Origin of the sequence: Streptosporangium becharense (assembly GCF_014204985.1) — a bacterium.
GTDB classification, from domain to species: Bacteria; Actinomycetota; Actinomycetes; order Streptosporangiales; family Streptosporangiaceae; genus Streptosporangium; species Streptosporangium becharense.
In genome coordinates this window covers 649044-667030 of sequence record NZ_JACHMP010000001.1, presented here as the reverse complement: position 1 = coordinate 667030, position 17987 = coordinate 649044, and the positions used below count along the sequence as shown (strand labels likewise).

General features: G+C 73.2%; 15 protein-coding genes and 1 tRNA gene. 10 read left to right on the top strand and 6 right to left on the bottom strand.

Annotated features, from left to right (window positions below; translation table 11 throughout):
• Positions 1-181 precede the first annotated feature (181 nt).
• The 3 genes from F4562_RS02960 to F4562_RS02950 all read right to left on the bottom strand — a co-directional run bounded on the left by F4562_RS02960 (position 182) and on the right by F4562_RS02950 (position 2789).
• The gene (locus tag F4562_RS02960; protein ID WP_184540690.1) at positions 182-1099 is read right to left on the bottom strand and encodes a LysR family transcriptional regulator; all 918 of its coding nucleotides are present in this window, start codon (positions 1097-1099) and stop codon (positions 182-184) included.
• Between the two features lie 134 nt (positions 1100-1233).
• Positions 1234-2079 (bottom strand): aldo/keto reductase, encoded by an 846-nt coding sequence (locus F4562_RS02955; protein WP_184540689.1) that lies wholly within the window; start codon positions 2077-2079, stop codon positions 1234-1236.
• 365 nt (positions 2080-2444) lie between these two features.
• Positions 2445-2789 carry an alpha-amylase inhibitor gene (locus F4562_RS02950; protein ID WP_184540688.1) on the bottom strand — a complete coding sequence of 115 codons (345 nt, stop codon included), beginning with the start codon at positions 2787-2789 and terminating at the stop codon, positions 2445-2447.
• A 764-nt stretch (positions 2790-3553) separates the two neighbouring features.
• Here F4562_RS02950 and F4562_RS02945 point away from each other — a divergent pair.
• The 7 genes from F4562_RS02945 to F4562_RS02915 all read left to right on the top strand — a co-directional run bounded on the left by F4562_RS02945 (position 3554) and on the right by F4562_RS02915 (position 10156).
• On the top strand, positions 3554-3772 hold the full coding sequence (locus F4562_RS02945) for a hypothetical protein (RefSeq protein WP_184540687.1): 219 nt from the start codon (positions 3554-3556) through the stop codon (positions 3770-3772).
• 255 nt (positions 3773-4027) lie between these two features.
• A complete protein-coding gene (locus F4562_RS02940; RefSeq protein ID WP_184540686.1) occupies positions 4028-4462 on the top strand; it encodes a CBS domain-containing protein in 435 nt (144 codons plus the stop codon).
• Between the two features lie 278 nt (positions 4463-4740).
• Positions 4741-4813: transfer RNA gene (locus F4562_RS02935), tRNA-Ala, on the top strand.
• An 85-nt stretch (positions 4814-4898) separates the two neighbouring features.
• Positions 4899-6032 carry a leucine-rich repeat domain-containing protein gene (locus F4562_RS02930; RefSeq protein WP_184540804.1) on the top strand — a complete coding sequence of 378 codons (1134 nt, stop codon included), beginning with the start codon at positions 4899-4901 and terminating at the stop codon, positions 6030-6032.
• Positions 6029-7714, top strand: a complete 1686-nt coding sequence (locus tag F4562_RS02925; protein ID WP_184540685.1) for an ankyrin repeat domain-containing protein — start codon at positions 6029-6031, stop codon at positions 7712-7714. Before F4562_RS02930 ends, F4562_RS02925 begins: the two co-directional genes overlap by 4 nt.
• Positions 7711-8880 carry an AAA family ATPase gene (locus F4562_RS02920; protein ID WP_184540684.1) on the top strand — a complete coding sequence of 390 codons (1170 nt, stop codon included), beginning with the start codon at positions 7711-7713 and terminating at the stop codon, positions 8878-8880. Before F4562_RS02925 ends, F4562_RS02920 begins: the two co-directional genes overlap by 4 nt.
• 67 nt (positions 8881-8947) lie before the next feature.
• Complete coding sequence (locus F4562_RS02915; RefSeq protein ID WP_311733922.1) at positions 8948-10156, top strand: vWA domain-containing protein; 1209 nt, start codon at positions 8948-8950, stop codon at positions 10154-10156.
• Between the two features lie 118 nt (positions 10157-10274).
• Here the strand turns inward: F4562_RS02915 and F4562_RS02910 are convergent, their stop codons facing one another.
• Positions 10275-11300: a zinc-binding alcohol dehydrogenase family protein gene (locus tag F4562_RS02910; protein WP_375782461.1), complete on the bottom strand. Its 1026-nt coding sequence runs from the start codon at positions 11298-11300 to the stop codon at positions 10275-10277.
• Entirely contained in the window at positions 11297-11971 is a 675-nt protein-coding gene (locus F4562_RS02905) for a pyridoxamine 5'-phosphate oxidase family protein (protein WP_184540682.1), read from the bottom strand. The genes F4562_RS02910 and F4562_RS02905 overlap by 4 nt, the downstream gene beginning before the upstream one ends.
• A gap of 294 nt (positions 11972-12265) precedes the next feature.
• On the opposite strand from F4562_RS02905, the gene F4562_RS02900 reads away from it, so the two are divergent.
• Entirely contained in the window at positions 12266-13651 is a 1386-nt protein-coding gene (locus F4562_RS02900; protein WP_184540681.1) for a cytochrome ubiquinol oxidase subunit I, read from the top strand.
• A 19-nt stretch (positions 13652-13670) separates the two neighbouring features.
• Positions 13671-14705 (top strand): cytochrome d ubiquinol oxidase subunit II, encoded by a 1035-nt coding sequence (cydB, locus tag F4562_RS02895; RefSeq protein WP_184540680.1) that lies wholly within the window; start codon positions 13671-13673, stop codon positions 14703-14705.
• An 86-nt stretch (positions 14706-14791) separates the two neighbouring features.
• Here the strand turns inward: cydB and F4562_RS02890 are convergent, their stop codons facing one another.
• The gene (locus F4562_RS02890) at positions 14792-15451 is read right to left on the bottom strand and encodes a response regulator transcription factor (protein WP_184540679.1); all 660 of its coding nucleotides are present in this window, start codon (positions 15449-15451) and stop codon (positions 14792-14794) included.
• A gap of 366 nt (positions 15452-15817) precedes the next feature.
• On the opposite strand from F4562_RS02890, the gene F4562_RS02885 reads away from it, so the two are divergent.
• Positions 15818-17971 carry a WD40 repeat domain-containing protein gene (locus F4562_RS02885; RefSeq protein ID WP_184540678.1) on the top strand — a complete coding sequence of 718 codons (2154 nt, stop codon included), beginning with the start codon at positions 15818-15820 and terminating at the stop codon, positions 17969-17971.
• Positions 17972-17987 lie beyond the last annotated feature (16 nt).

The following is a 17987-nucleotide window of genomic DNA, read 5'->3' as shown; positions in this document are numbered from 1 at the left end:
GCGGGTGAGGGCGGCCGAGCTCCGCGTGGAGTCCGGCAGGAACGCCGGCCGGCCCGAGCCGGCCGCCCGCCGCGCCACCGGCGGCATCCTCCTCGTGCGCGCGGGCCGGACGCGAAGGCGGTGGCCGAGCGTTCATCCGGCGGAGCATCCTCCTCGTGCGCGCGGGCGTGCGGGCCGGGCCTCAGCCCCGGTCCTCGTCCTGGAGGCGGGACGCGACGGTGCGCAGCGCCGCCAGGACGGCGCGAAGGGCCGGGCGTCGTTCGCCGTCACGGCGGTAGGCGGCGTAGACGCGGCGGGTGGGGGCGGGGGTGACGGGAAGGATCCGCACTCCTGAGGGGGCGGGCTCCCGGCCCAGGCGGGGGATGAGGGCGATGCCCAGCCCGGCGTGGACGAGGGTGAGCTGGGTGGAGTATTCGGCGGCGGTGTGGGCGATGCGAGGTTGGTGGTTGTGGGCACGCAGGGTGTCCAGGAGCCAGTCGTGGCACAGGTTTCCGGGGCCCCAGGAGATCCAGGAGTCGTCGGCGATCTCGGCGATGCCGACGGTGGCGCGACCGGCCAGGGGGTGGCCGGCGGGCAGGGCGAGGTCGGCGGTGTCTTCCAGCAAGGGCTCGGTGCCGAGGTCCCGGGGGATGGGCAGGGGCCGGTTCACCCAGTCCTGCACGATGGCGACGTCCAGGTCCGAGCGGGCGAGCAGGGGGAGGGACTGCTCGGCTTCCTGCTCGTGGATGTGGAGCCGGAGGTCCGGGTGGTGTGCGGTCAGGGCACGCATGGCATGGGGCAGCAGCCCGCGGACCGCGGTGGGAAAGGCCGCGACGGACAAGGAGCCGACGACCAGCCCCCGATGGTGTTCCAGCTCGGCGTGGGCACGATGGACGAGGGAGAGGATCTGGTCGGCCCGCTGCGCGAGCAGTTGGGCCGCGGGGGTGAGCCGCACGGTCCGGCCGTGCGGCTGGAGCACCGGCTGGCCGATCTCCTTCTCCAGCCTGGCCAGCCGCTGGGACACCGCCGAGGGAGACAGGTGCAGCAGGTCGGCGGCACGGGTGAGCGACCCCTCACGCGCCACCGCCCGCAGGGCCTCCAGTTGGTCGAGATCGAACATGGTCCGTCTCCGATCGGTCCGGCGGTCTTCCAGCCCGTGTCTTCGCCGCACGGCGGCGGGCGGCGGCCCCGCGCCGGAGCCGGGGGCCGGGCAGGGGCCCGGGGGCAGACGAGGGCCGGGCGAGGGCCCGGGGGTCAGCCGAGGGCCGGGAACAGGCTCATCTGCTCGGGGGTGAGCTCGATGTCGGCGGCGGCGAGGTTCTCCTCCAGGTGGGAGACGCGTGAGGTGCCGGGGATGGGAAGCAGGGCGGGGGAGTGGTGGAGCAGCCAGGCCAGTGACAGCTGGGCGGGGGTGGCTCCCAGGTCGCGGGCGAGCGCGGCGAGCGGGCCGCCGGCCTCCGCGTGCGCGCCGTCGGCGATGGGTTCCCAGGGGATGAAGGCGATGCCCTCGCGTGCGCAGTGGTGCAGAACCTCTTCGTAACCGCGGGCGGTGAGGTTGTACCGGTTCTGCACGCTGACGATGTCCGCTATGTCGCGGGCCTGCTTGATCTGGGCGACGGTCACCTCGGACAGCCCGATATGACGAATCTTGCCCTGGTCCTGCAGTTGCTTGAGGGCCCCGACCTGATCGGCCAGGGGCACCTGGGGATCGACACGGTGCAACTGGAACAGGTCGAGGCGCTCGACCCGCAACCGGCGCAGGCTCAGCTCGGCCTGCTGGCGCAGGTACTCCGGGCGTCCCAGGGGTTTCCACTCCGCCTGGCTGGGACGGCTCTGCCCCGCCTTGGTGGCCACCACCACGCCGTCCGGGTAGGGGTGCAGGGCCTCGGCGATGATCTCTTCGCTGATGCCCGGACCGTAGGCGTCGGCGGTGTCGATGAAGGTCACGCCCAGCTCGACCGCCCTGCGCACCACGGCGACGGCCGCTTGACGGTCCGCCGGCGGCCCCCACGCCTCCGGGCCGGTGAGCCGCATGGCACCGAAGCCGAGGCGTCTCACGGGAAGGTCCCCGCCCAGCAGAAGAGTCTCGTCGCGCCGCATCGTGCCTGCCTTCTCTCTGATCTCCGGCTCACCGTCGGTCGGACGGTCACCGGCATCCGCGTCTGTGCCTCCGCCAGGGTGCAGCATCCCGACTGAACACCACAAGCGAAAGAATCCACGCCAAAAACCACAGAATCGCTTAAAGATCAGGAGTGGGGTGGTTTTCCCTGCGAGGCCGTCGATGACGGGGGGCCGTTGCCCCGCAGCCAGGGGCTCCGCCCGACGGGACGCCTTCTCGTGAACGACGGCGGTGATCCGGACGGATCGCCGGGCGTCGGAGCCGGCGCACACGCGGAGCGCGTCGTAGCCGCCGCCACCGCCCGAGCTGCGGGTACGGGCGGTGGCGGCGGGGAGGCGTGCCGGTCTCAGCAGGTGACGGTCTTGTCGTAGCTGCCGGTGGCGTGCCGGTGGGTCATCGTCGCGCCGGGGGTGAGGCCGCGGCAGCCGCTGTCGTCACCGTTGTTGATGATGATCTTCACGTACATGTTCTTCCCGCAGTCGTTCCTGGCGCTCGCCGACCAGGAGTTGTTCACCCACCGCTTGATGCAGGCGGGTGCCGTGCCCGCCGCGGCCAGCGGGACCCCGGCCGCGGGCATGGAGGCGGCGGGCAGTCCGGCCGCGGAGCCCGGAACCCCGGCGACCGCCGCCCCGACGGAGCCGGCCGTCATCCCGGCCGCCACAGCGGTGATCGTGAGCAGGCGCTTCCACATGTGGAACCTCCCTTGTGAGGGTCGGGGAGGCATCCGGCCGCCCCGTACCAGGAAAAAACTAGGCCGGGGCGGCCCTCGCGTCGTCAGGCGCGCGGTTGGTTCCGTCTGCCGCGCCGGGTGGACGGGCCCGCTGATCGTCCACCCGGTGCGGTAGGCCGTGCGTGGTATGCCGCGGTTCGTTCCTTCGGCCGGCGGACCGGTTTCCCGGAGCCGTTCCCCGAAATTCCTGCTTATCCGGAAAAAGCATCCATACGGATAAGTTGGACAAAAAGAATGAGTGCCATAAATGTCTGCAATAAAAGATCGTCTGTACTGGCGGATCATTGTCTCGTGACGCTATGCCGGAAATTAATCACCCTGAGTTTGCGTCAATCGACTCGTCTGATCGAACAGTCGTTCGATAGGCTGATGGAAGCCTGACTCCACCGGTCGATCCCGCTTCGGTGTCCGCGGTGGTGCGTCGTCGCCGGCGGTCCGCTGCCCGGCGGGCGTCGCGCTTCACGCTCTCCGCCTCCGGGGGTCCGTCGACCGTCGTGCGGCCGGGTCTCGCGTGCACCGCCGAGAACGCGGCCCCGGCCTCTCCGGGCGAAGGGAGAGGGCCTGGGCGGGGCGAACACCACCTCCCCGGCGGGGGTGGTGAGAATGCGAAAACCCGGTAGGGGGTGAGGAAAGGGTTGCCGATACCGGCGCGGTCGTCGCGAAAGCAACGGCCCCCGCGGCCAGGCGGGGAGCCGTCGGACACTCAATGTCACGAAGAGGTCTTCATGTCTCACCGTACCGCGCCGAAGGGCGCCACCCCACCACCGGCGAAGCCGCCGTTGCTCACGCTCAGGACCCTGGTGATCCTCTTCGCCGCGGTCGGCGTCGGAATCCTGATAGGCGTCCTGTCGTACATGGGCGGCGTCCTCGCTCCACTCGCGGTCGTCGCGGGCCTGAGCGCCGCCGGTGCCGCGGTCGTCGGCCTGCACGCCTTCCTCGACTAGGTCCGGCGTCGTCCGGTCGACGGCCGGCACGGGCGAACACCTCCGGCGGATCGCCGTGCACGCCGTGCACGCCGTGCACGGCGGCCGCGGGCCCGTCGCACCCGGGGTCGCGGGGGATGCCCGGGGTGGCTTTGACGCGGGGCGTCACCGGCGGCGCCCTCTGGTGATGTGCCGGATCGGTCCTGCGGCCAAGTGTTTCGGATAATTGGGTAGGAACACCCACAAACAGCTCATCGATCCTTTCGGGGGGTACCGATGGCGACGACAGGAACCGGCAAGACGGCACGGGACGTGATGCACCAGGGCGCCGAGTGCATCGGCGAGCACGACACCCTGCGCATGGCCGCACAGATGATGCGTGACATGGGGGTCGGCGCGCTGCCGATCTGCGGGGACGACGACCGGCTCAAGGGGATCATCACCGACCGGGACATCGTGATCAAGTGCTGCGCCGAGGGCAAGGACCTCGAGCGGACCACAGCAGGCGAACTGGCCCACGGGCTGGTGTGGGTGGACGCCGGCACCAGCGTCGAGGAGGCGCTGGACAAGATGGAGGAACACCAGGTCAAGCGCCTTCCGGTGATCGAGAACCACCGCATCGTCGGCATGATCAGCGAAGCCGACCTGGCCAAGGAGCTGCCCGACAGCAAGCTCGCCGAATTCGTCCACCGCATCTACGCCCGCGCCTGACCCGCCCGGCCCGTGGGGCCTCGTGGGCAGTGCGCGGTTCGTGCGCGGACCGCACGACGGGCCCCGGTCATCCGGCCGGGGCCCGTCCGGGCTCCCGCTCCGCACCCGCACACCCCACGCCGGAGCCGAATATCCGTATGCATGGCCGAAGGCGGCCGGACGGCTGGGTCTCCTGGCCGTCGAATGTCCGTATGCATGGCCGAAGGGCCCCTTCGTGAGGGTGGGGCGGGATTCGCAGCGCAGGGAGACGTCCGAAATCCGTTAGGCTGCCGGGCGGCAAGGCCGTAGCGCAGAGGTCGTCGCGCCCGCTTGGCAAGCCGGATGACGTCGGTTCGAATCCGACCGGCCTTGCCCTCCGCCCCACCCGCAGCAGGAGAGTGATGGTGCCCGACCCGGTGGAGACCCGAGCAGGTCTTCGCACGCTGGAGCGGTGACGATGACGGAACCGGCACCCGTCCGGTGCCCGGCCATCGAGCACCCGGACGTTCCCCCGGCCGACGCGGCCGACCTCGACCTCCTGATCGCGCGGCTGGCCGCGTCGCGGCCCGTCGAGGCCGCCGAGGCGTTCCCGCTCGGCACGCTCCAGCCCGACGGCCGGGTCGACCTGTGCAAGCAGGGGCTCGGCCCGCGCGGCGCCGCCAGGATCCTGCCGGCCGCGGCGGCCTCCCCGCACGCCGTGCACCTGCTCCTGGGCACCAACGGGATCGCTTCCGAAGGCGCCCGCTCGGTCGCCGGTGCCCTGGTGGACGGGCACGGTCTCAGGACGCTCTACCTGGGCTGCAACCGGATCGACGCGGACGGCGCCGCGGCGCTCGCCGAGCGACTGGGCGACGACGACGGCGTCCGCGGCCTGTGGCTCAAGCGCAACCCGATCGGCGACGCCGGGGTCCGCGCGCTCGCCCGGATGCTGCGCCGCAACACCGCGATCCGCACCCTCGACCTGGTCAACACCGGGCTGACCCCGCAGGGCCTGCGCGCTCTCCTGGCGGTGCTGCCGGACCGGTCACACCCCGTCGAACGGCTCTTCCTCGGCGGGAACGGGCTCGGCCCGGAATCGGCTGGCCTGCTCGCCGCGCTGGTCCGCGACGCCGGCGTGCGTGAGCTCTACCTCCCGGCCAACCACCTGGGCGACACCGGCGTGGCGGCGCTGGCCGCGGTGGCCGACCCCGCCAGGCCCGTCCGGCTCGGGCTGGGAGGCAACGGCATCGGCCCCGGCGGCGTACGCGCGCTGGCGGACGCCCTCGACGGCATCGAGAGCCTGGACCTCGGCCGGCCCCCGTCGCAGCGCACCCTCGGCGCGTCCTGCAACCACACCGGTGACGCCGGCGTCGCCGCCCTGGCCGGCGCGCTCCCCGGCAGCCCGCTGCGGCGGCTCGAACTGCGCCACACCTCCTTCACCGGCCGGGGAGCGAAGACGCTGCTGGCCGCCGTCGGGGAGGGCACCCGGCTGGAGTACGTCGGGCTGGGGCCGGGCCTGCCCAGGAGGGTGAAGCGCGCTCTGGCGCAGCGCCTGCGGCCGTCCTCGCCCGCGCACCCCGACCTGCGTGCGATCGGAAGCGTGTACCGGTGACCCCACCGTTCTGCCTGCCCGGGGAGGTCCACGCCTGGCAGCGCATCCGCCGCTACGCCGTGCCCCGCTGGATGATCCGGCAGGCGACCGAGCGGCGGGCCGCCGGAGACTGGCGAGGCGCGTGCGCGGCGGCGGGGGTGGACGTCGCGTTCGATCTCGGCGACATCGCGGCCCGCTACGGCGCGCAGGCCGCCGCCGCGATCGAGGACGACCTGGTGAACCTGGTGCCCGACCTGCTGCGCTGGCACCTGCCGCGCGTGCAGTGCGGCCGCACGACGATCCGGCCGGGGGAGACCGTGCTCCTGTCGGACCTCGTCGGGGGAGCGCCGCGGGCTACGGCGGGCGAGCCGCGTCCCGTGAGCCCGGCCGGGCCGTGGTTGCACATCGCGCCGCTGGAGAGAGCCGACGGGCCGCAACGCCTGACCCTGGCGTTCGGACCCGTCGACTTACGGCAGAACCACCAGGACTGGACGGGCATGCGGCACCTGTGGGACGCGCGCCGCACCGGAGAACTGCTGGAGCGATGTGGCGGATCCACCCGGGCCCCCTTCTTCCACGCCGACGGCACGCCTCTGACGGTTGAGGAACTGCCGTCGGGTTCGAGCTCCGACCAGGCGCGGAACACGGAGTGGGTCACTCTGCTACGTGAGCGCGGGGAGATCGAAGCCGCGTGCGCGGCTGCGGGGATCAAACTGGACTTCACCCCTCCTGAGGAGAAGTGCTGGTACTCGTCGACCGTGACGGAGGTACTGGCGGTCACACCGCTGGCCATGACGCGCCTGGCCGAGGAAATGCGGCTGGCCGGGCACGGCACCGTGTTCATCCCCTATGACGGGTGTTACCGGCTGCGGGTCGAGACTGGACACGACGGGGCACGGGTACGGCTGGTGAACACGGTACGCGAGAAGACGGCCGAGTGCCTTCCCGTTCTGGCCGAGGCGCGTTGGCGGCGGCTGCCCGACCTCGACCTGCTGCGCACCGGCCGGATGGACCCGGACGCCCTGCACCCGCTGGTGCACGCCGCGTTCTTTCCCGCGGCCCCCGTCCCGTCCCAGGGACCTCCCGAGGCCGCCGAGCCGGCCCCGTTCCGGGTCCGCTGCCGGGGCGAGTGGCACCTGGTGGGGCCCGGCCCGTCCATACCGCACGACGAGGCGGAATGCCGACGTGAGCGCGCGCTGGGAGCGTTCGGCGGGGCGGTGGCCGGTTGCGTCGCCGCGAAGGACGCCTGGACGAGCGGGACGGGCCGGCTGCCGAAGGCGCTGCGCGAGCAGCGGCGGGAGCTGTTCCTGCGGGCCCAGCACGGGGACACGCCGGGGGTGTTGCGGCTGCTCGACGCCGGGTTCGACACCCGGGTCCGTGACGGGGGCCGGCGCACCCTGCTGCACGTGCTCCACCTGCTCGACCATGAGCCGCTGCTGCCCAGGCTCCTCGCGGCCGGGCTCGACCTGGAGGCGACCGACCACCACGAGCGCACGCCGTTGCACGTCGCCGTCGGCGACGGAGGGTCCGAGGCCCTGGTCAGGGCACTGCTCGACGCCGGCGCGCGCGTCGACGTGGTCGACTACGGGGGACGGTCGCTCCGGAACATGATCCACGATTACCGGCGGACGGACCTGGCCTTCCTCGCGGAAATGGTCACCCCGGGCATCGGCCGGCCCGACAGGGAGAAGAAGGACGGATGAGCACCGACCCCCTCGCCGCGGCCGACGATCTCAACGCCCTGATGCGGGCCTCGCGCACCGAGGTCAGGTCCGACCCGCAGTTGGAGGCGCTGACCCTCGCGGTCATCGCGAACCTCCCGGTCCTGCTGTGGGGCGAGCCCGGCATCGGCAAGTCGGCCGGGCTGGAACAGCTCGCCCGAGGGCTCGGCGTCCCTCTGGAGACCGTCATCGCCAGCGTGCACGAGCCGTCCGACTTCGCCGGGCTGCCGATCGTCGGCGCGGACCCCGCGGTCACCGGCGTCCCCATGGCGCCGCCCGACTGGGCGGTGCGGCTCGCCGGGGCGGGCCGCGGCCTGATCTTCTTCGACGAGCTGTCCTCGGCGCCGCCCGCGGTCCAGGCCGCGCTGCTGCGCGTCGTGCTGGAACGCCGCGTCGGCAGCCTGACCCTGCCGGAGCCGGTACGGGTCGTGGCCGCCGCGAACCCGCCGTCCAGCGCCGCCGACGGCTGGCATCTGAGCCCGCCGTTGGCCAACCGGTTCGTCCACCTCCGCTGGACGCACGACCCGCGCACGGTCGCCCGGGGCATGGCGGGGACCTGGCCGGCGGTGCCCGTCCCGAAGGTGGACCCCGCGAAGGCGTCCAGTGCGGTCGCCCGCGCCCGCGGCGTGGTCTCCGGGTTCCTCACCGCGCGTCCCGGCCTGGCGCACCACCTGCCGCCCGACGCCGAGGCGCGGGGCGGCGCCTGGCCGTCCCCGCGCACCTGGGAGATGGCACTGCGGCTGCTCGCCGCCGGATACGCCACCGGTGCGGGCCGGGAGGCGGTGTCGGCCGCCGTGGTCGGCGCGGTCGGCGACGGCGCGGGAATCGAGTTGCTGTCCTACCTCCAGGAGCTCGACCTCCCGGATCCGGACCGGGTGCTGGTGAACCCGGACGCCTTCGCCCTGCCGGAGCGCGGGGACCGGCAGCTGGCGTTCCTGACCGCCGTGGTCGCCGCCGTCCAGGGGGAGCTCACCCGCGAACGCTGGGAGGCCGGTTGGGCGGTGCTCGCCAAGGCCGTCGACGCGGGCGTGCCGGATGTGGCGGCGCGGGCGGCCACCGACCTGGCGGCGCTGCGCGACCCCGCCTGGCCGGTGCCCGCCGCCATCGACGGATTCATGGATCTGCTGCACCTGTCCGGTGCCCTGTGACGGGGCCGCGGACGGGGCTCCCCGTGGAACGGCGGCCGGAACCGCGGGCAGTGCCGTGGCCGGGGACGTGAGGGGGGACGCGGCGGAGGACGCGGCGGGGCTCGACCGCGCCAAGCTGCTGGCGGCCCGCTACCGCGCGGCCTCCGACCGGCCGTATCTGGCCTCCGCCCTGTACGCCCTCACGGTCGTGCCGAGTGGCCGGGTGCCGACCATGGGCGTCGACCGGCGCTGGCGCTGCTACGTCTCCCCGGCCTTCGTCGAGGCCACCGCGGTCCAGGAGCTCGCCGGCGTCTGGATCCACGAGGTCGCGCACCTGCTGCGCGCCCACCACGGGCGGGCCGACCGGCTCCCCGCGGCACGGCAGCGCGACCACCTGCGGGTCAACATCGCCCAGGACTGCGAGATCAACGACGACCTGATCGCCGACGGGCTGGCGCTGCCCGCAGGCCGGGTCGAACCCGGGCACTTCGGCCTGGAGACGGGCCTGCTGTTCGAGGACTACCTGCCGCGGCTGCCCGAACACCTGACCGGCTTCGACTGCGGCTCCGGGGCACACGGGCACCCGCGCGACTGGGAGGCCGGCGACGGGACGCCCGGCGTGATCCCGGTCGAGGCCGAAGCCCTGCGCCGCCACACCGCCGAGGCCATGCGAGCGCACGAGCGCAGCCGCGGGAACCTTCCGGCGGGCTGGCGGCGCTGGGCCGGGAACCTGCTGGAACCGGTCGTCGATTGGCGTACCGTCCTGGCCGGCGCGGTCCGCGAGGCCGTGGCCTGGGCGGGCGGCGCGGTCGACTACACCTACCGCCGCCCGTCGCGCCGCACGGCGGCCCTGCGCGCGGTGGTGCTGCCGAGCCTGCGCAGGCCGCTGCCGCGGGTGGCGATCGTCGTCGACACCTCCGGCTCGATGGGGGAGGACGACCTGGCGGCGGCGCTCGCGGAGGTCACCGGGGTGCTGCGTGAGGTCGGCGTCCGGGGCGACCGGGTGAGCGTGCTGGCCTGCGACGCCGACGTGCGCGCCGTGTCGCGGGTGACCTCGGCGGAGCAGGTCGAGCTCGCCGGCGGGGGCGGGACCGACATGCGCGTCGGCGTCCGCGCGGCCCTCGCCGCCCGGGACCGGCCGCACGTCGTGATCGTCCTCACCGACGGCTACACGCCCTGGCCGGAGGAGGACCCGTCCTGCCGACTGATCGGCGCGCTGATCGGCCATGCGCCTGCGGACCCGCCCCGCTGGGTCGAGACCGTGCGCATCGGCGACCGCTCCGCAAGGACCCGCTGACGGGACGCCGGGGCGGGTCGGCCGGGAGGCCCGTCGCGGGCGGCACGGGCGCGATGACAGCGGCGGTCTCCGGGCCGGACCCGGCCTTCCGGGGTGCGTCCCGACGCCCGGCCCGCGCTCAGAGAAGGTTCCCGGGCAGCAGGACGGCCGCACCCTCGACGCGGTCGGCGGCGAGGGCGGCCAGCGCCTCGTCCGCCGCGTCCAGCGGGTAGGGCGTGGTCGCCACCCGGAGCGGGTGGGCCACCGCGGCCTCCAGGAACGCCCGCCCGTCGGCCCGGGTGTTGGCGGTGACGCTGCGCAGGGTGCGTTCCTGGAACAGGTGCCGGGCGTAGTTCAGCACGGGGATGTCGGTGAGGTGGATGCCGGCCACCGCGAGGGTGCCGCCCCGGTCGAGGGCGGCCAGCGCGACCGGCACCAGCTCACCCGCCGGGGCGAACAGGATCGCGGCGTCCAGCGGTTCGGGCGGCGCGTCCGCCGCGTCGCCCGCCGAGGCCGCCCCCAGCTCCAGGGCCAGCTCGCGTGCCCTGGCAGACCGGGTGAGCACGTGCACGCTCGCGCCTCGCGCGACGGCGACCTGCGCGGTCAGGTGGGCCGAGGCGCCGAAACCGTAGACGCCCAGCCGTCCGCCGGGCGGCAGGTCGCTGCGGAGCAGGGCACGGTAGCCGATGATCCCCGCGCACAGCAGCGGCGCCAGCTTCTCGGCGGGGACCTCCTCGGGCAGCGGGTAGGCGAAGTCCCAGGGGACGGTCAGGTACTCGGCGTAGCCGCCGTCGGCATGCCAGCCGGTGTAGGTGGAGTCCGGGCAGAGGTTCTCCGCACCCCGCGCGCAGTGGCGGCAACGCCCGCAGGTGGAGCGCAGCCACGCCACGCCCACCCGGGTGCCCGGGGCCGGCCCTCCCGAGCCGGGGCCGGCGGCCACCACCCGGCCCACGACCTCGTGACCCGGTGTGGTCCGCGGGCGTCGCGGCGGCAGGTCGCCCTCCGCCAGGTGCAGATCGGTACGGCAGACGGCGCAGGCCTCCACGCGCACCAGCGCCTCGCCGGGGCCGGGCGCCGGGACGGGCACGCGGACCCGGCGCAGCGGGCGGGTCGAGACGGGCCCGGGCCGTGTGACGACCCAGGCGTCCATCTCGTCGGGGATCATGTGGCGTTGCGGATGCGGCGGCCTGTGATCTCGGAGGGGACGATCCTGACGTAGAGCGCCCGCTCACCCCCGGCCCAGGGCTGGACGCCGGAGGTCTCCATGGCCGCCCGCTCCTCGGGGGAGGAGGCGTGGTGGGCGCCGCCCCGCACGAGCACGCTCCAGCCCTCGCGGTTGGCCTCGTCGATCCGGTCGACCTGGAAGGCCACCTTGAAGTCGACCCCCTGGACGCCGGTGTGCAGGCTCTCGTCGAGCGGGCTGCCGAAGGCGGTGCGGAAGACCACCGCGTCGTCGTGCAGGACGTAGTTGACCGGCAGGATCGCCGGGCCGCCGGCGTCGTTGAAGGCGACCCGGCCCACCCCGCCGGGGGAGAGCAGCCGCAGGCACTCCTGGTCGTCGAGCTTCTCCAACCGGGGCCGGGGGCCGGGTCCGCCCTGACCGGGCGGCAGGTCCATCGTCCCGCCCAGCAGGTCGTCGACACCGGCGTCCAGGGCCGCCGCGATCCGGCTCACGGTCTCGGCGGTGGGGGAGGCCGGGGTCTCCTCCAGGTAGGCGAGGTATCCCGGGTCGATCCCGGCCCGCTCGGCGAGCTGCTCGCGGCTCAGGCCGAGTTCCTCGCGCCGCCGGATCACCCGGCGGCCCAGGTCGCCGGGGGCCGTCATGCGTCCAGTCATATGGTCCTCCTGATGAGGGGTGGTGTCGTGCCATCGTGCCGGGGCTCCCGGCCCCGGGCGCCCTGATCGTCCAGGGCCTCCCCAGCACCAGGCGAGCCTAACCCGGCCCGCCGCTCCCCGGACGATCGGAACCGGGCCCGCCCGTCCTCCGCGTGGTCACCGGCTCCCCGGTGCGCGGGACACGCCACCACGGGACCAAGGTCCTCACCGATCGGGGCCCGGCGGCCCTACGGTCAAGAACGCCCCAACCGGGAGTCTTGTCGAGGACATCACTCGTGAGACGGAGCACCACCCATGGACGTCTTGGACCTGTCGCGCTGGCAGTTCGGGATAACGACGGTCTACCACTTCCTGTTCGTCCCGTTGACGATCGGCCTGTCGGTGCTCGTCGCCGGGCTGCAGACCGCCTGGCACCGCACCGGCGATCCCAAGTACCTGCGGCTGACGAAGTTCTGGGGCCGCCTGTTCCTGATCAACTTCGCGATGGGGGTGGTGACCGGCATCGTGCAGGAGTTCCAGTTCGGGATGAACTGGAGTGACTACTCGCGTTTCGTGGGTGACGTCTTCGGGGCCCCGCTGGCGATGGAAGGGCTGATGGCCTTCTTCCTGGAGTCCACCTTCCTCGGACTGTGGATCTTCGGGTGGGAGAAGCTGCCGCCCAAGGTGCACCTGGCCACGATCTGGCTGGCCGCGATCGGCACCAACATGTCCGCCTACTTCATCCTCGCGGCCAACTCCTGGATGCAGCACCCGGTCGGCTACCGCCTCAACCCGGACACCGGCCGCGCGGAACTCACCGACATCTGGGCCGTGCTCACCAACTCCACCACCCTGGCCACCTTCCCGCACGTCCTGTTCGGCGCGTTCATCACCGCGGGCGCGTTCGTCGCCGGGGTGAGCGCCTGGCAGCTGCTCAGGAAGCGGCACGTGGAGCTGTTCCGCACCTCGGCGCGGATGGCCATGGCCGTCACCGTGGTCGCCTCGGTCGGCGTCGCCGCCTCCGGCCACTGGCAGGCGCAGATCATGACCGAGCAGCAGCCGATGAAGATGGCCGCCGCCGAGGCGCTGTGGGAGGACGAGACCTCCGCCGGGTTCTCGGTGTTCGCCGTCGGTGACGTCGAGAACGGCCGCAACCACATCAACCTGCAGATCCCCTACGGCCTGAGCCTGCTGGCCACCAACACCCTGGACGGCAAGGTCGAGGGCATCAACGACATCCAGGCCCGCTACGAGAAGCTCTACGGCCCCGGCGACTACACGCCGGTCGTCGGCCTCGCCTACTGGTCCTTCCGTCTGATGATCGGGTTCGGGGTGCTGGCCGCGCTGCTCGCCCTGGGCGGGCTCTGGCTCACCCGCCGCGGCCGGGTCCCGGCCAACCCCTGGTTCCACCGGATCGCCATCGCCGGCATCGCCCTGCCGTTCCTCGCCAACTCGCTGGGCTGGATCTTCACCGAGATGGGCCGCCAGCCGTGGACCGTCTACGGGATCATGCGCACCGCCGCGGCCGTCTCACCCGGCGTCGACGTCGCCGAGGTCGCCATCACCCTGGTCGGCTTCACCCTCCTGTACGCGGTGCTCGCGGCGATCGAGGTCCGGCTGCTGCTGAAGTTCATCAAGATCGGTCCCGAGCAGGAGCCTGAGGCTCCCGCGCAGACCGCCGCCCCCGCCCTGTCCTACTGAGTCGTCGCCGAGGATCCCCATGGAACTCACCACCGTCTGGTTCCTGCTCATCGCCGTACTGTGGATCGGCTACTTCGTCCTGGAGGGCTTCGACTTCGGAGTGGGCATCCTGCTGCCCGTGCTGAGCCGGGACGAGACCGACCGCAAGACCGTCCTGGCGACCATCGGGCCCGTCTGGGACGGCAACGAGGTCTGGCTGCTGGTCGCCGGAGGCGCCACGTTCGCCGCCTTCCCCGAGTGGTACGCCACCCTGTTCAGCGGCTTCTACCTGCCGCTGTTCCTCATCCTCGTCGCGCTCATCCTGCGCGGTGTGGCCATCGAGTACCGCAACAAGAGCGACAGCACCCGCGGCTGGGACCGCACCATGTTCTTCGGGTCGCTGCTGCCGGCCTTCCTGTGGGGCGTGGCCTTCGCCAACATCGTCCGAGGGGTCCCGCTGGACGCCCGGCACGAGTACACCGGCACGCTGTTCACCCTGCTCAACCCCTACGCGTTGCTGGGCGGGCTGGCCACGCTCGTGTTGTTCACCCTGCACGGCGCGCTCTTCCTCGCCCTGCGCACCGACGGTGAGCTTCGGGCCCGCGCGGCCTCGCTGGCCGTGAAGCTGGCGGTGGCCGCGCTGGTCGTGGGCGGCGCGTTCCTGGCCCTGACCCAGCTGACCACCGGCAAGCCCGCCACGTGGGCGAGCGCCGGCCTGGCCGCCGCCGGGATCGCGGGCGCGCTGTTCGCCACCCTGCGGGGACGTGACGGCTGGGCGTTCACCGCCAACGCGCTGGCCATCATCGCCGTCACGGTCACCCTCTTCGGCAACCTGTGGCCCAACGTGATGCCCGCGCTCGACCCGGCCAACAGCCTGACCGTCGCCAACGCCTCCTCCACCCCGTACACGCTCACCGTGATGACCTGGGTGGCGGTCATCTTCACCCCGATCGTCCTCATCTACCAGGGCTGGACCTACTGGGTGTTCCGCCGCCGGCTGACTCGCCCCGTGCCGGAGGCGACACCGTCGCAGCCCACGCCGCCGTCGACGGCCCCCGCCACCGGCGCCGTGTGACCGTCTCACGGAGGCGGCCGGGGAGCTGTCCGCTCCCCGGCCGCCTCGTCATGTCTCCTCGGGGTCGGGCACCCGCCGCCGGCTGGTCAGCGGCGGTTGTCCTGCTGGTCCGGGTGGTCGGCCTTCATCCGGGCGGCGAGGGCCGCGACCTGCGTGCGGCGTTGCATGTTGAGCTTCGCCAGCAGGTTGGACACGTAGTTCTTCACCGTCTTCTCGGCCAGGAACAGCCGTTCCCCGATCTGGCGGTTGGTCAGGCCCTCGCCGATCAGCTCCAGGATGTGCCGCTCCTGCTCGGACAGGGTGCCGAGCGGATCCTTGCGTTCGGCCTGCTCACGCAGGCGCCGCAGCATGGTCGCGGTGGTCTCCGGGTCGAGGAGCGACTGTCCGGAGGCCACGGTGCGGACGGCGCCGACCAGGTCGGAGCCGTGGATCTGCTTCAGGACGTAACCCGACGCGCCTGCCATCACCGCGTCGAACAGCGCGTCGTCGTCGGCGAACGAGGTCAGCATCAGGCACGCCAGCCCGGGCATCCGCGAGCGGACCTCCCGGCACACGTCCACTCCGTTGCCGTCGGGCAGGCGCACGTCCAGCACCGCCACGTCGGGTTTGAGCGCGGGAATGCGGGCGATGGCCGACTCCGCGGTCCCGGCCTCGCCGATGACCTCGATGTCGTCCTCAGACTCCAGCAGGGCGGCGACGCCCCGGCGTACCACCTCGTGGTCGTCCAGCAGGAAAACGCGAATCATGCCCTGAACGCTAGTCGCTCTGCGGACCGCGCGGGTAGGGACGAACGTCCCCGCGGCGTGTCCGGCGTGTCCGGCGTGTCCGGCGTGTCCGGCGTGTCCGGCGTGTCCGGCGTGTCCGGCGTGTCCGGCGTGCCCGGTGTGGATGGTGTGGACGGTCATGACGGGAGATGGTGGGAGAGGCCGGGGACGGGAGGGCCTCACCCCATCATGCGGCGTCACCGATCCGCGGGAACGCGAGGCGCCGGCGGCGCGGGGTGAGTGGCTAGGGTCCGGGATGCGCGCGGGGGATCACCACCGGTCCGTCCCGGCCTCCCTCCGGTCCGCCCGCACCCCACGTACGAGAACGACGACCCGATCGGGAGCCCCATGTCCTGCGACGCTCACCCTCGCGGCGGTGTCTCCTCCCCGGACGACCCCGCGTCCCCTCCCGGCGAGGCCACGGCGGAGAAGCCACCCCGGGAGGGTGCCGCCCGGGACGACGTCCCCTGGGATCCGGAGACCATGCTCCGCGCCGAACCGTGGTCCCTGCTCGCCCGGATGGACCTGGCGGACCTGCCCAGGACCGGTCCAGAGGCCAGACTGGCGGCGACGGTCTACCGGACCTCCTTCGACGCCCACTCCTTCCACCCGGAGGAGCGCCGGTGGCTGCTCAGCCTGGAGGCCGCCCGCTGGGGAGCTGTGGACCTCCTCGACGCCCTGGCGGACGTCCCGGCGGAGGAGCCCCCGGCGTGGCGTCCGCTCTGGGCGACCGGGGGCCTGCTCGACGAACGGCTCCGGCTGTCGTGGCCGGAAAGCTCTCATCAGGGGACGACGGTCCACGGGGTGATCCCGGTCGAGGGCAGGCCGGCCGCCGTGGTCACCGCCTGGAACCGCGGATGGCTGCGCGACCTGGAGACCGGCGGGCGGAGCGGCGAACTGCTCATACCCGAGGGGTATTCGGTGCTGCTGAACTCGACGGCGATCACGGAGGCCGACGGCCGCCTGCTGGTCGTCGCCGACGGCTACGAGCCCACCGGGAAGATACCGACGGTGGAGGTGTGGGACGCCCTCACAGGGGAGCATTTCGGGACGATCCCAACTGGCCACGCCGGAATGGTGAAGGTGGTGGCCACCGCCGTCGTGAACGGGCGGGCGGTGGTCGCCAGCGCCGGCTGGGACGGTGATCTGGAGGTCCACGACCTGCTCACCGGCGACGAGGTCTGCCCGCCGCTGCCCGGCGCGGATGTGAACTCTCTCGAGACGGCCGTGCTCGACGGCCCTCCCGCCGCCTTCGCCGGGACGGCCGCTCTCGGCGGCGATCGTCCTGTCCTCGGCGAGACGATCGTTCCCGCCGCCTCCACCTCCGCCGCCGCCTCCACCTTCGCATCCGCATCCGCCTCCGCCGCCGGGACGGCCACGCCCGGTGACGGCTTCGTCGTCGTCACCACCGGCCGGCCGGAGAAGACCAGGCTCTGGCGGCTGCGCGCGGGGCACCCGCCGCTGCCCACGGACGAGCCGCCCGTGACCGTCTGGTCACGGGTGGCCGAGGAGACCCCGCAGGGACGGATGCGGTTGCGCGACCTCCACACCGGCGCACCCGTCGGGCCGGCGCTGCCGTTCACCTGGGCGGGCTGGGGGCTGGTCCCCACCGTCCTGCGCGGCCGGAGGGTGGCCGTCACCGGTGCCCCCGACGGGCGGGTCCGGGTCTGGGATCTTTCGGCGTACGACGGTTACGAGCCTGCGCGTGAACTCGGGTTCCCGTCCGGTGAACCGGACGGGTCCCCCGAACCGCCGGGACACCCGCTGCCCGGTCATGCGATCGAGGTGCGCGAGCTCACGGTCGTGACGGACGGCGACCGCACGACGGTGGTGAGCCGTGACAAGGACGGCGGAATGCTGACCTGGGACGCGGCGACCGGCAGGGCCGCCGGGCCGGTGGACCCGGACGCGGAGAACCGGGCCGTCCGGGTCGAACGGATCAGGGACGGCTGGGTCACCCTGCGCGATCCCCGCACCGGCCGGGAGTTCGGGCCGCCGCTCGGCCCTTTCGCCGGGATCCCCGCGGCGGCGCTCACCGAACTGGACGGCGTGCCCGTGGCGTTCACCGGTGACTGGGCCGGATCGGTGGACATGTGGGCGGTGCGCACCGGCGAGCGGCTGCCGAGGCTGGACGAGCCGACCAGCACGGTCAACGCGGTCGTCACCTGGAACCTCGACGGACGGCCCATCGCCGTGACCGGCAGCGAGGGCGTCTGCCGCATGTGGGACCTGCGTGAGCGCCACCGGCTGGACCCGCCCCTGAAAGCCTGTGAGGTGTGGGCCCTGGCCGTGACCGAACTGGGCGGCCGCACCTTGCTCGCCGCCGGCGGCTACGCGATGCCGTACGGGAAGGTGCACCTGTTCGATCTGCGCACCCGCGAGCCCGTCGGCCCGCCGGTGCATTTCCCGGAGCCCGTCCGAGCCCTGGCCTGGACCCCCCAAGGAACCCTCGCGGTCGGCTTCGGCCCCGAGGTGGCGGTCGTCCGCCCCCCGCTGCCGTAGCGGGTCGGAAGGGGGC

Bases quoted from the DNA above. Each gene is read 5' to 3' on its own strand.
- cydB (WP_184540680.1), top strand. From the start codon at position 13,671: ATGGAACTCACCACCGTCTGGTTCCTGCTCATCGCCGTACTGTGGATC.
- F4562_RS02960 (WP_184540690.1), bottom strand. From the start codon at position 1,099: ATGTTCGATCTCGACCAACTGGAGGCCCTGCGGGCGGTGGCGCGTGAG.
- F4562_RS02900 (WP_184540681.1), top strand. From the start codon at position 12,266: ATGGACGTCTTGGACCTGTCGCGCTGGCAGTTCGGGATAACGACGGTC.
- F4562_RS02885 (WP_184540678.1), top strand. From the start codon at position 15,818: ATGTCCTGCGACGCTCACCCTCGCGGCGGTGTCTCCTCCCCGGACGAC.
- F4562_RS02930 (WP_184540804.1), top strand. From the start codon at position 4,899: ATGACGGAACCGGCACCCGTCCGGTGCCCGGCCATCGAGCACCCGGAC.
- F4562_RS02890 (WP_184540679.1), bottom strand. From the start codon at position 15,451: ATGATTCGCGTTTTCCTGCTGGACGACCACGAGGTGGTACGCCGGGGC.
- F4562_RS02950 (WP_184540688.1), bottom strand. From the start codon at position 2,789: ATGTGGAAGCGCCTGCTCACGATCACCGCTGTGGCGGCCGGGATGACG.
- F4562_RS02945 (WP_184540687.1), top strand. From the start codon at position 3,554: ATGTCTCACCGTACCGCGCCGAAGGGCGCCACCCCACCACCGGCGAAG.
- F4562_RS02955 (WP_184540689.1), bottom strand. From the start codon at position 2,079: ATGCGGCGCGACGAGACTCTTCTGCTGGGCGGGGACCTTCCCGTGAGA.
- F4562_RS02910 (WP_375782461.1), bottom strand. From the start codon at position 11,300: ATGATCCCCGACGAGATGGACGCCTGGGTCGTCACACGGCCCGGGCCC.
- F4562_RS02920 (WP_184540684.1), top strand. From the start codon at position 7,711: ATGAGCACCGACCCCCTCGCCGCGGCCGACGATCTCAACGCCCTGATG.
- F4562_RS02905 (WP_184540682.1), bottom strand. From the start codon at position 11,971: ATGACTGGACGCATGACGGCCCCCGGCGACCTGGGCCGCCGGGTGATC.
- F4562_RS02940 (WP_184540686.1), top strand. From the start codon at position 4,028: ATGGCGACGACAGGAACCGGCAAGACGGCACGGGACGTGATGCACCAG.